Origin of the sequence: Paraprevotella xylaniphila YIT 11841, assembly GCF_900683745.1 — a bacterium.
In the GTDB taxonomy this organism is placed as follows: Bacteria; Bacteroidota; Bacteroidia; order Bacteroidales; family Bacteroidaceae; genus Paraprevotella; species Paraprevotella xylaniphila.
Window position 1 is genome coordinate 1,374,396 of the sequence record NZ_LR215980.1, and the last position, 12,782, is coordinate 1,387,177.

Sequence of the window (12,782 nt, forward strand, 5' to 3'; positions counted from 1 at the left end):
AAAAACTTTTAATCGACATAGCATATACCATTTTCATGAAAGAAGAAATAAGTAATATATTACTACAAATAGACTTGAAAATTGATGAAATCGACCTTTATGGTTATGATATTATCGAAGATTCTCTTTCAATGGTACATAAGCTGCAAATAATTAAGGAGAATTTGAAGAAGAAAAATACAGATTTTGATACTCCCAAGCAAAAAACAAGATACACCTTATTGAGATCATATCTTCATGCAATAGAAGATACAGAATATGTCAGAAAGATTAATTTAGGCAATTAAAATATGACTAATTTAGTCTTGACTAACAAAATGAAAAGTGGTTGTTCTTTTGATGGCAGTCATCTCGTGTGACCGCCATCATTTTTTATTTACTTACTGTAAATTCAAAGTTACGATATAAAAAGTACAAATCAATTCCATAAACGTTCATGTTTCCAACCGTTGCAAAATCCCATAGCTGTAATATCTATTGAAGGGAAACAATTTAATAGATTAGCAACTTTTTCGTTGAAGTTATTATTTGGAGAAATGGACGCAAGGAAATATCTGATTATACATAGCCGGTAAAAAATCCTTTTCTTGCCTATTTTCGATGTGTCAATCCATGTGTTTGACATTTTGCGCGGCTCTGCCGGGTTCAGCATAAAATCCCTATTCCATATCCTTGCATGGTGACAGCACATGTTGCGAAGATTGGCAAGCACCGTCAACCACGAGGTGAATACCTGCGGTTTCAGTCCGAAATAACCGGCTATGCGTTTCATCAACTTATTACTGGCGATGTTGAAATAAATATAATTCAGATTTCCGAAAGACAGCACTTCCGTTATCATCCATGCCGGAGGATAGCTTTCAACATAATTGCGCCTGAAATCCTCGATGTAATCCTCCTTACTCGATGCCAGTTCCTTTTCTATGACAGCCAATGTCTGGTTAAATTTATCCGCATTGGCAAAATATTCCGGTTTTGTTATCCAATATTTGTCATTCAGTTCTTGACATCCGACATTTGCCAATATGCTTCGGATGGCGACCTCTATTTTTTCAATCTCATTGAAAAGGAGTATGCGCAGTTTCTTGTCAAAGCGGTAAAGCGTTAGTGCTTGTTTGAAAGTCGTTCCATCCTTTAGTAGCAAATCCTCCTTGGGATTTTTATAAAAAGGATAAATATAGGCAGATAACCGATGATAGCCAATGTTCATCAGGTAATTCTCAACTTTCTGCTCATCTTCCATGAGCATACCACGTGTCTTTAATATCTGAACAATCTGTTCCGGAGAGGAATAGGGTTTGGTGAATTTCGTTTTCATATAGGTATAATAAAAAAACGACCCGCCGATTTGAGCATCGTTGAGAGGCTTGGCAGGTTCTAATGCTGCAAAGGTAACAAATCTTTTTTAAGTACCAAAATATTCGATAACTTTGTTCTCAAAACTGCATTATGAATATTTGCCAAAGCATTGATAGCTGTTCAGTCGTCCTCTTTTTGAAATATAAATAGTGATACTAAAATGGTACTATTTTTCATATATTCTCTTTTGTTCATTAAATAATACGCACAATATCAAGCAGTTATAAAATCATTCAAATTGTCGTCCAAAACTCCTTATACAGCATATTCTCCGGTGTGTATGTAATGTAAGCACCATTTTCACCTGACGGCAATGTACCTTCCCCACGTCCGATGATGTTAGAAAACTGGTTGGGTGAATAGTTATAACCCGTCTGTATATTGAAAAGGTTAAAGAAGTCCACCCACAACCGTCCCGAATGGTACACTTGTGTGCGCAATGCTAGGTTTCCGCCACTCCATGTCAATGAATCGGTAAAATAGCCGTATTCCGTCACTTGGTCGAGTTGAGGATAAGATGTGTTGCACCAATAATTAAGGCGCATCCATATCTTTTTGTTCCAACGGTGGTAGAACATCCCACTGAACTTATAAACCATGTTCTTGTCTTCGTAGCTTGCCGTATGGGTCTTTACATGTTCGGCCGAAGCACTGAAATTCAAATCCGTGCCGTCCTTGATGCGGTAAGACAGCCATGTCCAAATTTCATTACGGTGGTAGGCATTTTCGCTCAGCAGGTTTCTCGTAAGACGGTCTTCCTGTTCATAATCTTTCCATGTAAAATTATATCCCGCGCTAAAATAAAAACGATTGTTGAAAAAACGACGGTTCACTTCGCTTTTAGTCCAAACGTAGTCCATGTGGTTACGGAAATAGTTATCGGATGCGTAACCGGTATTCTGCCGGTAATTCTTGTCGCTGGTCCACCCATCATTGATGTAATTAAAATCATAAGTATAGTTCCATACTCCGCTCCGGCCACGATAATACAGGCCCAACGTATGACGGTCGCTATTGATACGAGAAACCCCACTTTTCCCTATGGTTTCTTTCTTTCCACTGTCAAGCCACAAACGCTCCGCTTCAGCATACGTGTAATCATCCTTGGCATCGGCAGAATAGTAATATGAGGCCGACACGGAATGGTTCTTGTTTATTTGATGGTCTATGGCCCAATAAGTGTTATGTATACGAAAAAAATTGGTAAACGACATCGGTGAAGTTGTACTTTCCTGCAAGCGGTTCACATGGTTCGTATATGTACTTTCCGCATTATTCTTTTCCGATTGTAAAAACCGGAAATTATACCGCCCGATGAAGTTCCATTTGTTTTTGGTATAAGTGAATGAAGCGGAAGAATAGTCTCCCGAGAATTTTTTATTTTTTCCATTATCTTCATTGGGCCGGACAGACATTTGTTGGAACACGTTTCCCTCATACCCTGTATAATCGGGTTTAGTATGCAGGTTAATCAACACATCGTAATTTGCATATTTCCCTGTGGGATTGGGCACCACGTCCACCTTGCTGAAGCGAAGGTGATGCAATTCCTTGACGTAGTCTGCCGATTTCTCCAAACTGTCCACTAAGATTAGAATATTGGAGGAACCGTAATAGGTGAGTGCATTGTTGGCGTAGTTGCAATCGATTCCGGGAATGTTTCCCAACATTTGTGCCGTATTGCGTGCGCCCTTCCGCATGGAACGGGTGATATGCACCACGTCCCGGTCGGCATAGTGGGTGATATTGCTGGCTTCTACCGTAACGGTGGGCAGTTTCTTGGATACAGCCGAACTGTCCGCCTTCAAGCCTTGCATTATACTATCTATGGCCGTAAAAGGGGAGACCGCCTCCACTCCTTGCGGAAACAGACAAAAAACAAGAAATGACACAACCAAGCTTACCTTCACGTTTTTCATGGCCGAAAGGTTCAAATATTATAAAAATCGGAGTTCTTCTCACAATAGTCCACAATCACCTTTTCCATAGCCTCTTCCTTATCTTTATGTTGGCATACGATGTGCTTGTGTTGGACATACATTTCTTCTCTCCGTCTCGGGCACGGCCCCATGCAAAACGGCAAATATTTGCATTCCACACATTCACTACCTGATGAAAGTTGGTGGTACTGGATAAACCGGTACTCCGTTTTCCATAAAATATCACCAGACTCTGTCAGCACACCTTTGGCATCTTCGGGTTTCTCATTGTCGCACTTTCCGACATTTCCATTCGGGAATATGCAATTGAAATGTGCATGGTCGACATAACAAAAATTTGTTTTCTGTATTCGTGCGGAATCATCAGGTTGACATCATGCATGATTTTGCCCGGCTCCAACGTTTGGTCGGAATAATTGATGCGCAGTATGCAGTAAGAATCCGGAATCGTCTTGACAATCTCCAATACATTATTGACCGCCTTGTCGAAAGCCGCATTATCCTTGTCGCGTTTCACTTGGTTGTGCTTCTCGCGGCAACCGTCAATCGTGATTTGGAAACTGCGCAGGCCAAGACCACCCAACTCTTTTATCCGTTCCGAAGTGAGCAACAGGCTGTTGGTCGTCATGTCGCTAAAAAATCCTATATGATGGCATTCGCAAAAATCTTTAGAAAACCGCGTGATTTCGATGAGTTTTCGGTAAGCCAAGAGAGGTTCTCCCCCAAACCAAGACAGGCGAAATTCTTTTATCTCATTTTCCAAAAGGTATTTTTCAATGTGCTTCTTGATACGGGCGACAGTTTCGTCTGACAACGTCATATTTTGGTGTTCCTGAATGCAATACCAACAACGCAGATTGCAATCGTAAGTAGGAAGTACCATAAGCGTATATTGACCGGAGTTACGCTTCCTGTCAAACTCCTCCCGTATGATGTCCATTTCCTGCACATCGTCTTCCACGACGAAGCCCTCGGCCGACATCCTTTCCAAAAAAGGAGCGTACTTTTCCCGGTAGTCATCCGGACGGGAGATGATGTCCATCAGTTTGGCATGGTTCTTTTCCGAAGCGAGGAAAAACCGCTTGGTGATGCCATTGAAAAAGATATGCCCATCTTTATAAGGGATGAAATAATTATAATCACTTGACTTCATATTTCTTCTTTTTTACGGTACAAATATAAATTGTTTGCGCGAACACCACCAAACAAACAAGCTTATCTTTGTGCACAGACACACTAAATGCACACAAAAGTGTGCAACGAATTACGAAATTCATCAAAAACGGGAAACATTCCTTGTTTTTTTAAACCAAACAAAGTAAATTCGTGCCATGCAATGAAATAGCAAGGTTAAAGACCTAATTTCACATATTAACGATTAAAAAAACATGAATAAACACCTTTTTGAGTTTTTCAAAACCATCAGTAAGCCAAACAGCCCATACGATTGTAACAACCTGCAAACAAGCTTAATCGAAAGAACCGCTGATGCCTTTGCCAGGAATACGAACCAGTACATATACATCTCGAATGCACAATCTCCAGAGTTCTTCTATACATCTGGGAAATTTGAACGTTTGTTAGGCCTGACGGCGGAAAAAGTCAAGGAAATGGGATTCCGGTTTTATTTAGACTTCGTACCCGAAGAGGAACACCGCATACTTTATACGACATTTAAAGAAGGACAGATTTTTTTGCTAAACCAACTTCCGGCAGAACGTACGGAATACAACATCTCATGCGACATACACGTCCTGAACGGCAGGAAAAAGCTGTTAGTCCACCAAACTGCAACCCCCATCCTTTTGGGACGGGGTGGCATGCCATTGTTTTCCTTATGCATCATGAAACCTTCCGTAATGCATGAAGCAGGAAACATTACCGTAAAGAGAAAAGGCCACCGTGCGTTTTATAAATATGACATGGACAAGGGCGAATGAATTAAGGACAGTGGGATTATATTGAACGAGACGGAACGCGGAATCCTCACGTTATCTGCCCAAGGCCATAAGATGGAAGACATCGCAAACAAACTTTGCAAGAGCCTTGATACGATAAAATCGGCCAAAAGGAGGCTGTTCCTCAAAATGAACGTGAGCAACCTCCAAGAAGCCGTAGCTTACGCAGAATATTATGATTTATTATAATATATCCCGACAATCCGGACACGAAAAATCGTTTGCCTGAGAAATGAAAATCAATCTCAGGCAAACGATTTCTCATTCTCCTGCAAACGATTTTTCATTCTGCGGAGAAAAACAAGAGGCTCTCAGTATTGCCTCAAACATCTATCAACCAATCATTTACAAAATTCGTCTTCTTATTCTGCCAATAGGCCATAAATCTTTACTGTTCCACTCCGGGAAGCATGACCACCCCTTCCTTTTTCATCCCGTCCACCTTGATGACCACGGGCGAAGAAAAGCGCACATGGCGCACGTGGGCCGTTTCTTCCACAGCCGGTTGGCTGTTCAGGAAAGCCTGGTTGTATACCCCGTCGCCCAAAAAGTCATTCACCGTGAAATATCCCACGCCGAAACTGGTCAGGTTCTGGAAGAAGTGCGTGCCTTGGCTAGGGTCTACACGGTAATTCGTCAACCCGGACTCCACAATGACACGGGCGGCTGAAATGTTGGGCCATTTCACCGGAACGCCTAACCATGGGTCGCTACTGCCCCACCGTCCCGGGCCGACTAGCACATAGTTGCGCCCCTCCTCCAGGAAGCGGCGGTTGATACGGTCTATCTCGTCGGCTATGGCCGGATTGTTGTAAGCGGAATAATCGCCGGTCTTCACATAGACCACATCGTACACCTCGTTGCTCACCCCTTGGCCGATGGCGTTATGCGAACGTATCAGCGTCTTCTCGTCGGGAATCTCCGTCAAGTCTTCGTCGAGCATCATCTTATTGTCCACCATCGGACGTATCTGCAACAAATAGAACACCCCCGTACGGTCGGGATTCAGCTTCACGGCAAATTCTATCTCCACCTCGCGGCGCATGCTCTCACGCCCAAGTTTCAGAATCAGCCGCAAAAGCTCCGGAAGGGGGAACACGCCCTGCTGCAACACGCCGCAGAAGGTGACAAGTTTACGTCCTCCGTCGTAAATACCGTCGCGAATCACCATGTCGTAGGGGTCGTACGTGGAAGCAATGAATTGCAGCGAACCGTCCTGTTCGGCTTCCTTGACCGGAAGTTTCAACAGGTTGAAACCGTCGTCCACCCTGAAATCCTCCTCCACGGCTTTCATTTCGAGAGCATAAAACCGCGTCTGCGTCTCGCGCAAGGCTATTTCCATCTCGCTCGTCTGCAACACCTTGTCGGGATGGGCCGGACAGACGCGCAGGTTCATGCCGCCGTCCACGATGTATTTCCCCAACCCGAGCGCAAGGTTTACCGTGCCGTCTTCGGCCTTTTCGTCCCCAATGGGGTAGTAGTTCACCGAACGGGCCACACCGGAGATGTTCGGGTAGAAACGGTCACCGTAACGGTTTCCGGCCACTTCCTGAAGAATCACCGCCATTTTTTCCTGGTCGATGACGTTGCTCGTGGCCGTCATATACGCCTTGCTGTCGCGGTAGAACACCGAAGCGTATACCCCCTTGATGGCATCGCGCAACATCTTCAGCCGCACGTCACGACTCTCCACGTAAGGTATCATATAGGTGGAGTATATCCCGGCAAAAGGTTGGTAATGGGCATCTTCGAGCAAGGAAGAGGAACGGATGGCTATGGGTTGGCGCACGACATCGAGATAAGCCTCCAAGTCACCAATCAGGCGTTCGGGCAGCCGGGCTTGCAAGAATGCACGGAGAATCTCTTCGTCCGGAATGTCCGAAAGCGCAATCTGGTAAAGTTCGTTCGTATCCATGAACTCGTCGAAGATGTCCGTACAGAGCACCACCGTTTTAGGTATCATGACATCCGCGTTGTCGAACGCGTTCAATTCCGGATGCTGCTTGATGATGTGGTCCAGAAAGGCCAGGCCACGCCCTTTTCCGCCCAACGACCCTTCACCGATACGTGCGAAATTGCTGAAACGGTCGAAACGGTCGCGGTGGAACACGGCTACCACGCCCTGGTTCTTCATCCGGCGGTAGCTCACAATCGCGTCATATATGATTTGACGATGGGCATCCACGTCTTGGAGCGAACGCCATGTGATATGTTTCAGGAACTCGGATATGGGGAACAATGCCCGCGAGCACAACCAACGCGACACGTTGTTGCGCGTAATATGATAAAGGAGCGATTCCTTGGGCAAAGTGAAGATATTGTTCTGAAGGTCTTTCAGGTTCTTGATGCGCGCCACCTCTTCCATCGTGTTCGGGTCGAGGAAGACAAAATCTCCGAAACCGAAATGCCGACGTACCAAACGTCGCAAGTCGACCCCTATCTTCTTGGAATTCTTGTCGATGAAATGCGCCCCGCACTTCTCGGCCCAAGCACTCTTATCAGCTTCCGTAGACTCCATAATCAGCGGCACGAACTCGTCTTCGGCACGGATGGCCGACAATAACTCGTAACCGGCCATCTCGTCCGTCTTCCCGTTACGGGGAAAGCGGCAGTCACTGATGACCCCTAATGTATTCTCTTTATGACGAGTGTACAAGCCCCAAGCTTCTTCATACGTACGTGCCAACACGATCTTAGGCCGCCCACGCATGCGCAACGTCTCGAGTTGGGCGTTCAGTGCCTCTGTGGCAAATTCCAGGCTTTGTTGGAGCACGAACCGGTAGAGGTTGGGCAAGATGGAGGAATAAAAACGGATGGAGTCTTCTACCAACAATATCATCTGTACTCCGGCCGCCACGTCGTTCTCCAAGTTCATTTTGTCTTCTATCAACTTGATGATAGAGAGCAACAAGTCCGTATTACCCAACCAACAAAACACGTAATCGAAAATAGAAAAGTCCATGTTCTCCATACTCTTCCGGATACCATGGCTGAACGGAGTCAGCACGACGATAGGTATCGTGGGATTGTCCGTCTTGATGCCCCGTGCGATGTCGAACACGTCATTATTGTCCGTTCCGGGCATACAGATAATCAAATCGAAAGTGGTCTTGCCCAACTCTTCTTCCGCCTCTTCCTGCGAAGCGACTTGGAAAAAACGGGGAGGATAACGCAAACCCAATTTCACGTATTCATCGAAAATCTTTTCCTCTACCCGTCCGTCATCCTCCAACATGAAAGCATCATACGGGTTGGCAATGAGCAACACATTGAAAATGCGCCGCTTCATCAGGTCCACAAAAGCGGTGTCCCGCAAGAGCGGGCATTCTTTGTTTTTATCGTCTGTCATAATAGCCTGTCCTTATCTCTGATTGCGGAAACAAATAAACACAAAAATCCGCAAGCATGCAAAAAATGCGGCACAAAAAAGCGGTACCCGAAAATGATTATTTCCGGCACCGCTCCCTTTTCTACCTCATGACAAAACCACCTATACTACTCCTTGCGCCATCATGGCCTTGGCCACTTTCATGAATCCGGCCACATTGGCTCCTTTCACATAATTGACATAACCGTCCGGCTCAGTGCCGTATTTCACACACTGCTCATGGATACCGTGCATAATGGCATGAAGTTTCTGGTCCACCTCTTCGGCCGCCCAACTGAGGTGCATGGCATTCTGGCTCATCTCCAATCCGGATGTGGCCACGCCTCCGGCGTTGACAGCCTTGCCCGGAGCGTAAAGCATCTTATGGGCAATGAACGCATCAATGGCTTCGGGCGTACATCCCATATTGGAGATTTCGCCCACGCATATCACTCCGTTTTCGATAAGGTGCCGGGCATCTTCTCCGTTCAGCTCGTTTTGCGTGGCGCACGGCAAAGCGATATCGCACTTCACTTCCCACGGACGGCGGCCTGCCACGAACTTAGCCCCCGCAAAGCGTTCCGCATAGGGGCTGCAAATATCGTTCCCGCTCGCACGAAGTTCCAACATGTACGCAATCTTTTCTTCGTCGAGCCCGTCTTCGTCATAAATGTATCCGTCGGGACCGGAAATAGTCACCACCTTGGCGCCCATCTGTGTGGCCTTTTGGGCAGCGCCCCAGGCTACATTGCCGAATCCGCTGATGGCCACGCGCTTGCCCCGGATGTCGATTCCTTTGTCGGACAACATTTCACGCACAAAATAGAGCCCTCCATATCCGGTGGCCTCGGGGCGCACCAACGAGCCACCGAATTCAAGCCCTTTTCCGGTGAGCACACCGCTCCAATCCCGCGTAAGCTTCTTATACTGCCCGAAGAGGTAGCCCACTTCTCTTGCCCCCACACCGATATCACCAGCCGGGATGTCGATTTCCGGACCGATATAACGGTAAAGCTCGTTCATGAAAGCCTGACAGAAACGCATGACTTCGGCATCGCTCTTGCCGCGTGGCGAAAAATCGGAACCTCCCTTACCTCCCCCCATGGGCAGTGTGGTCAGTGCATTTTTGAATGTCTGCTCAAAACCAAGGAACTTCAATATGGAAAGGTTCACGGACGCATGGAAACGCAATCCACCCTTATACGGGCCGATGGCACTGTTGAACTGTACCCGATAACCCAAGTTGACCTGAACCTCTCCCTTGTCGTCCACCCAAGGGACCCTGAACATGATGATGCGTTCCGGCTCCACCAACCGTTCGATTAATTTGGCACGTTCAAATTCAGGATGGCGATTATACACGTCTTCTATGGAGATAAGCACTTCACGAACTGCTTGCAAATACTCCTTTTCACCAGGATGCTTGGCCTCAAGCTGAGCCATTATTCTCTGAATATCCATAGCCTACAATTTTAAGGACATCTAACATTATGTTGACTAACACTGGGGCAAATCTACAAAAACAAGCCAACAAAAGCAAGAAATAGAAGATTAAATATCCTATATAGATACCAAAATGTCAAAAAACAAAAGAACCACAAAAAAAGAAACATGTCTTAAGCGGTATTTCCTCCGCCTAAAACGAAAGATTCCGCGCTTACGACATGCTTTCTTGTCAGTCAATCAAAGCCCCTTTATTACTTCAAAGAGAATACGGGTTCTTTTTCCGTGCCTGCAACAACCAATTTATCTTCACGAAGCAACCAACCCAGTGCAAGATACAATTCTTTGTCTGTTTTCACTTTTGCTGCTTTCTTCAGATCTTTTGCACTCAACGGTGCACTCTCATTCAAGGCATTCCATACAAGGCCTGCCACCTCACCAGCATTTTCAAACATAATACTCAAATACTTTTAGTTAATAATCTCATCCTCTCAAAGGATATTCTTTCATAAATACGTACAAAGGTAGTATTTTATTTGTATGCCATATAAAAAAACTTAAAATAGTTGTGGGTTTATATGCTATTTTAACGCAAAAAAGACTTTTTAGGTGTATTATGTGGCAAAACATTGACATCAACGACCGATAGAGTCCAAATAATCAGCAAAAATGCGGGCAGCCGACTCTACCATCTTCGGACAAGGACGCTTGGCATAATAAGCCGCCGTACGGGCTTCTGCCTGGTTGCTTACCGGTGCATCCCGTTTCAATCCCAACAATTCTCCGCAGGTTATAGAACCGTTTTCTGCTTTGAACCTGGCGGCAAGCTCTTGCACGATGGCATAATTCCGCGATTTCGTCTCACGGTCTTTGCCTTCCATGGCTGCCACTTCCAGTCCCACCAACTGGAACATGCCACAAGCCGCCCCGCAGGTGAGCCGCATGCGGCCTATCCCTCCACCAAACGAAGCAGATATATGCAAGGCCTGTTCATGCGTAAAGCCGTACAGGTCCGCAAAAGCCGCCACTACGGACTGCGAACAATTATACCCCTCTTTGAAATATGCCACAGCACGGGCTATCCTTTCTTCTTTGTCTTTCATATCATTTCAATGGATTGATTTGCAAAATTACAAAGAATAAATTAATTTCGCACGTAAAACCATCAGATATGAAAAAGATTAATACCACACTTTTACTGGGTACGCTGTTGGGGGTCTGTGCCTGCCACTTTGAAAGTTTCGATGAACGTTGCGCCCGCGAAGCACGGGAATACACGGAAAAGCAATGCCCCCGCAGAATGGACCAGTACACCCTTATGGACAGCCTCACGTATGACGAGCATTCGCGTACACTAAATTATTATTATACTTTGGAAGGAGTTTTGGATAACGACACGGTGATGAACGCTCAAGCCTGCGAATCGCTTAAGAATCTTTTGCGCAAAAACGTGGTCAACTCCGTGGATTTGAAGTCCTACAAAGAGAAGGGTATCAGTTTTTCCTATTGCTATTATTCCAAAGCATCGGGAAAAGTGCGCTTCCAGGTACGTTTCACCCCCGAAGATTATGACAGCCACTATAGCCCGGACCGCTAACCTCCAAAAACGATGGAAGACAGGTTGAACACCCGACTTCCGTCACCAGACGACTCCTCCCCGTCCCTACCTTATATTATATAGAGGTAAGGACGGGGAGGAGTCCTTTATAATCATGCCATCAAGACCGGGAAACAGCCTGCTGCAGAGCCAACGTTAGTTGGTCCGGACACGAAGTTGGCTTCATGCCGCAACGAATGCCGCTCAAACGGCTTACCACATCTGCGACCGGCATGCCTTCCACCAAACGGGCAATCCCTTGAAGGTTACCATGGCAACCGCCCAAAAAACGTACGGACTTCACCACGTCCCCGTCAACCTCCAGTTCTATCTGCTTGCAACAGGTTCCCTCCGTCTGATAAACCGTTTTCATCTTATTCTTCTTCAGGCTTCATATTCGTATAAACCGTCTGCACGTCGTCGAACTCTTCCAGTTTTTCCACCATCTTGTTCAACGTTTCACGCTCTTCGGCCGACACTTCCTTCAAATCATTCGGAATATAAGTGAATTCACCACCGACATCCTCGAAGCCCTGCTCTTCCAAGTGCTTCTGGATAGCACCGTAACTCTTCGGGTCGCCGTAAATCGTAATCGTACCTTCCTCTTCGTCCATGTCGTAATCCTCTTCCACCCCGAAATCTATCAAGTCGAGTATCAACTCATCCATGTCCACCGTAGCCGGTTTCTTGAAGGTGAATACACACTTATGGTCGAACAAGTAAGCCAAGGAACCCATCGTACCCAATGTTCCTGAGAACTTGTTAAACACCGAACGGACATCCGCCACCGTACGTGTCGGGTTATCGGTCAGAGTATCCACGAATACAGCAATACCGTGAGGACCGTATCCTTCGTAAGTCATGTTCTTATATTCGCTCTGGTCTTTTCCCATTGCGTTCTTGATGGCACGCTCGATGTTATCCTTCGGCATGTTCTCACGCTTGCAAGTCGCAATAATCGAACGCAACGTAGGATTGTTTTCGGGTTCCGGCCCACCGGCCTTTACGGCTATGGCGATTTGTTTACCCAATTTTGTAAATGTCTTGGCCATGTGGCCCCATCTCTTCAGCTTTGCAGCCTTTCTATATTCAAACGCTCTTCCCATTGGAATAAAATT

Annotated in this window: 14 protein-coding genes; 4 read left to right on the forward strand and 10 right to left on the reverse strand. The window is 46.0% G+C overall.

Translation table 11 applies throughout. From position 1 onward, the window contains the following. Positions 1-35: 35 nt before the first annotated feature. Positions 36-287, forward strand: coding sequence for a hypothetical protein (locus tag E0E47_RS05880; RefSeq protein ID WP_130893188.1), 252 nt, complete (start codon positions 36-38; stop codon positions 285-287). A gap of 131 nt (positions 288-418) precedes the next feature. Here E0E47_RS05880 and E0E47_RS05885 read toward each other — a convergent pair whose 3' ends face one another. From E0E47_RS05885 to E0E47_RS05900, 4 genes are all read right to left on the reverse strand, one after another. After that, on the reverse strand, positions 419-1,318 hold the full coding sequence (locus tag E0E47_RS05885; RefSeq protein WP_130893189.1) for an Abi family protein: 900 nt from the start codon (positions 1,316-1,318) through the stop codon (positions 419-421). A 274-nt stretch (positions 1,319-1,592) separates the two neighbouring features. After that, positions 1,593-3,278 (reverse strand): TonB-dependent receptor, encoded by a 1,686-nt coding sequence (locus E0E47_RS05890; RefSeq protein WP_130893190.1) that lies wholly within the window; start codon positions 3,276-3,278, stop codon positions 1,593-1,595. Positions 3,279-3,289: 11 nt separating this feature from the next. Beyond that, complete coding sequence (locus tag E0E47_RS17835) at positions 3,290-3,649, reverse strand: SPASM domain-containing protein (protein ID WP_087944058.1); 360 nt, start codon at positions 3,647-3,649, stop codon at positions 3,290-3,292. Further along, entirely contained in the window at positions 3,535-4,452 is a 918-nt protein-coding gene (locus E0E47_RS05900; RefSeq protein ID WP_130893191.1) for a radical SAM protein, read from the reverse strand. Before E0E47_RS05900 ends, E0E47_RS17835 begins: the two co-directional genes overlap by 115 nt. A gap of 235 nt (positions 4,453-4,687) precedes the next feature. Here E0E47_RS05900 and E0E47_RS05905 point away from each other — a divergent pair, with 235 nt between their 5' ends. Together E0E47_RS05905 and E0E47_RS05910 are read left to right on the forward strand one after the other, a co-directional pair. Then, complete coding sequence (locus tag E0E47_RS05905; protein WP_130893192.1) at positions 4,688-5,239, forward strand: hypothetical protein; 552 nt, start codon at positions 4,688-4,690, stop codon at positions 5,237-5,239. Positions 5,240-5,260: 21 nt separating this feature from the next. Further along, positions 5,261-5,446 carry a helix-turn-helix domain-containing protein gene (locus tag E0E47_RS05910; protein ID WP_172604660.1) on the forward strand — a complete coding sequence of 62 codons (186 nt, stop codon included), beginning with the start codon at positions 5,261-5,263 and terminating at the stop codon, positions 5,444-5,446. Between the two features lie 199 nt (positions 5,447-5,645). Here the strand turns inward: E0E47_RS05910 and E0E47_RS05915 are convergent, their stop codons facing one another. The 4 genes from E0E47_RS05915 to E0E47_RS05930 form a co-directional block, all read right to left on the reverse strand. Beyond that, complete coding sequence (locus E0E47_RS05915; protein ID WP_008624505.1) at positions 5,646-8,606, reverse strand: PEP/pyruvate-binding domain-containing protein; 2,961 nt, start codon at positions 8,604-8,606, stop codon at positions 5,646-5,648. A 141-nt stretch (positions 8,607-8,747) separates the two neighbouring features. Next, a complete protein-coding gene (gene gdhA / locus E0E47_RS05920; RefSeq protein ID WP_130893194.1) occupies positions 8,748-10,085 on the reverse strand; it encodes an NADP-specific glutamate dehydrogenase in 1,338 nt (445 codons plus the stop codon). Between the two features lie 236 nt (positions 10,086-10,321). Next, the gene (locus tag E0E47_RS05925) at positions 10,322-10,522 is read right to left on the reverse strand and encodes a winged helix-turn-helix domain-containing protein (RefSeq protein WP_008616818.1); all 201 of its coding nucleotides are present in this window, start codon (positions 10,520-10,522) and stop codon (positions 10,322-10,324) included. 180 nt (positions 10,523-10,702) lie between these two features. Continuing rightward, entirely contained in the window at positions 10,703-11,170 is a 468-nt protein-coding gene (locus E0E47_RS05930; RefSeq protein WP_008624503.1) for a C-GCAxxG-C-C family protein, read from the reverse strand. 68 nt (positions 11,171-11,238) lie between these two features. Between E0E47_RS05930 and E0E47_RS05935 the strand changes: the two genes are divergently transcribed. Beyond that, the gene (locus tag E0E47_RS05935; RefSeq protein WP_130893195.1) at positions 11,239-11,664 is read left to right on the forward strand and encodes a hypothetical protein; all 426 of its coding nucleotides are present in this window, start codon (positions 11,239-11,241) and stop codon (positions 11,662-11,664) included. Positions 11,665-11,785: 121 nt separating this feature from the next. Here E0E47_RS05935 and E0E47_RS05940 read toward each other — a convergent pair whose 3' ends face one another. Further along, positions 11,786-12,037: a TIGR03905 family TSCPD domain-containing protein gene (locus E0E47_RS05940; protein ID WP_008624500.1), complete on the reverse strand. Its 252-nt coding sequence runs from the start codon at positions 12,035-12,037 to the stop codon at positions 11,786-11,788. Position 12,038: 1 nt separating this feature from the next. Continuing rightward, a complete protein-coding gene (locus E0E47_RS05945; RefSeq protein WP_008624499.1) occupies positions 12,039-12,770 on the reverse strand; it encodes a YebC/PmpR family DNA-binding transcriptional regulator in 732 nt (243 codons plus the stop codon). Between the last annotated feature and the right edge of the window lie 12 nt (positions 12,771-12,782).

Excerpts from the sequence above, each read along its gene's own strand:
- E0E47_RS05880 (WP_130893188.1), top strand. The coding sequence starts at position 36 with ATGAAAGAAGAAATAAGTAATATATTACTACAAATAGACTTGAAAATT.
- E0E47_RS05885 (WP_130893189.1), bottom strand. The coding sequence starts at position 1,318 with ATGAAAACGAAATTCACCAAACCCTATTCCTCTCCGGAACAGATTGTT.
- E0E47_RS05890 (WP_130893190.1), bottom strand. The coding sequence starts at position 3,278 with ATGAAAAACGTGAAGGTAAGCTTGGTTGTGTCATTTCTTGTTTTTTGT.
- E0E47_RS05900 (WP_130893191.1), bottom strand. The coding sequence starts at position 4,452 with ATGAAGTCAAGTGATTATAATTATTTCATCCCTTATAAAGATGGGCAT.
- E0E47_RS05905 (WP_130893192.1), top strand. The coding sequence starts at position 4,688 with ATGAATAAACACCTTTTTGAGTTTTTCAAAACCATCAGTAAGCCAAAC.
- E0E47_RS05915 (WP_008624505.1), bottom strand. The coding sequence starts at position 8,606 with ATGACAGACGATAAAAACAAAGAATGCCCGCTCTTGCGGGACACCGCT.
- gdhA (WP_130893194.1), bottom strand. The coding sequence starts at position 10,085 with ATGGATATTCAGAGAATAATGGCTCAGCTTGAGGCCAAGCATCCTGGT.
- E0E47_RS05925 (WP_008616818.1), bottom strand. The coding sequence starts at position 10,522 with ATGTTTGAAAATGCTGGTGAGGTGGCAGGCCTTGTATGGAATGCCTTG.
- E0E47_RS05930 (WP_008624503.1), bottom strand. The coding sequence starts at position 11,170 with ATGAAAGACAAAGAAGAAAGGATAGCCCGTGCTGTGGCATATTTCAAA.
- E0E47_RS05935 (WP_130893195.1), top strand. The coding sequence starts at position 11,239 with ATGAAAAAGATTAATACCACACTTTTACTGGGTACGCTGTTGGGGGTC.
- E0E47_RS05940 (WP_008624500.1), bottom strand. The coding sequence starts at position 12,037 with ATGAAAACGGTTTATCAGACGGAGGGAACCTGTTGCAAGCAGATAGAA.
- E0E47_RS05945 (WP_008624499.1), bottom strand. The coding sequence starts at position 12,770 with ATGGGAAGAGCGTTTGAATATAGAAAGGCTGCAAAGCTGAAGAGATGG.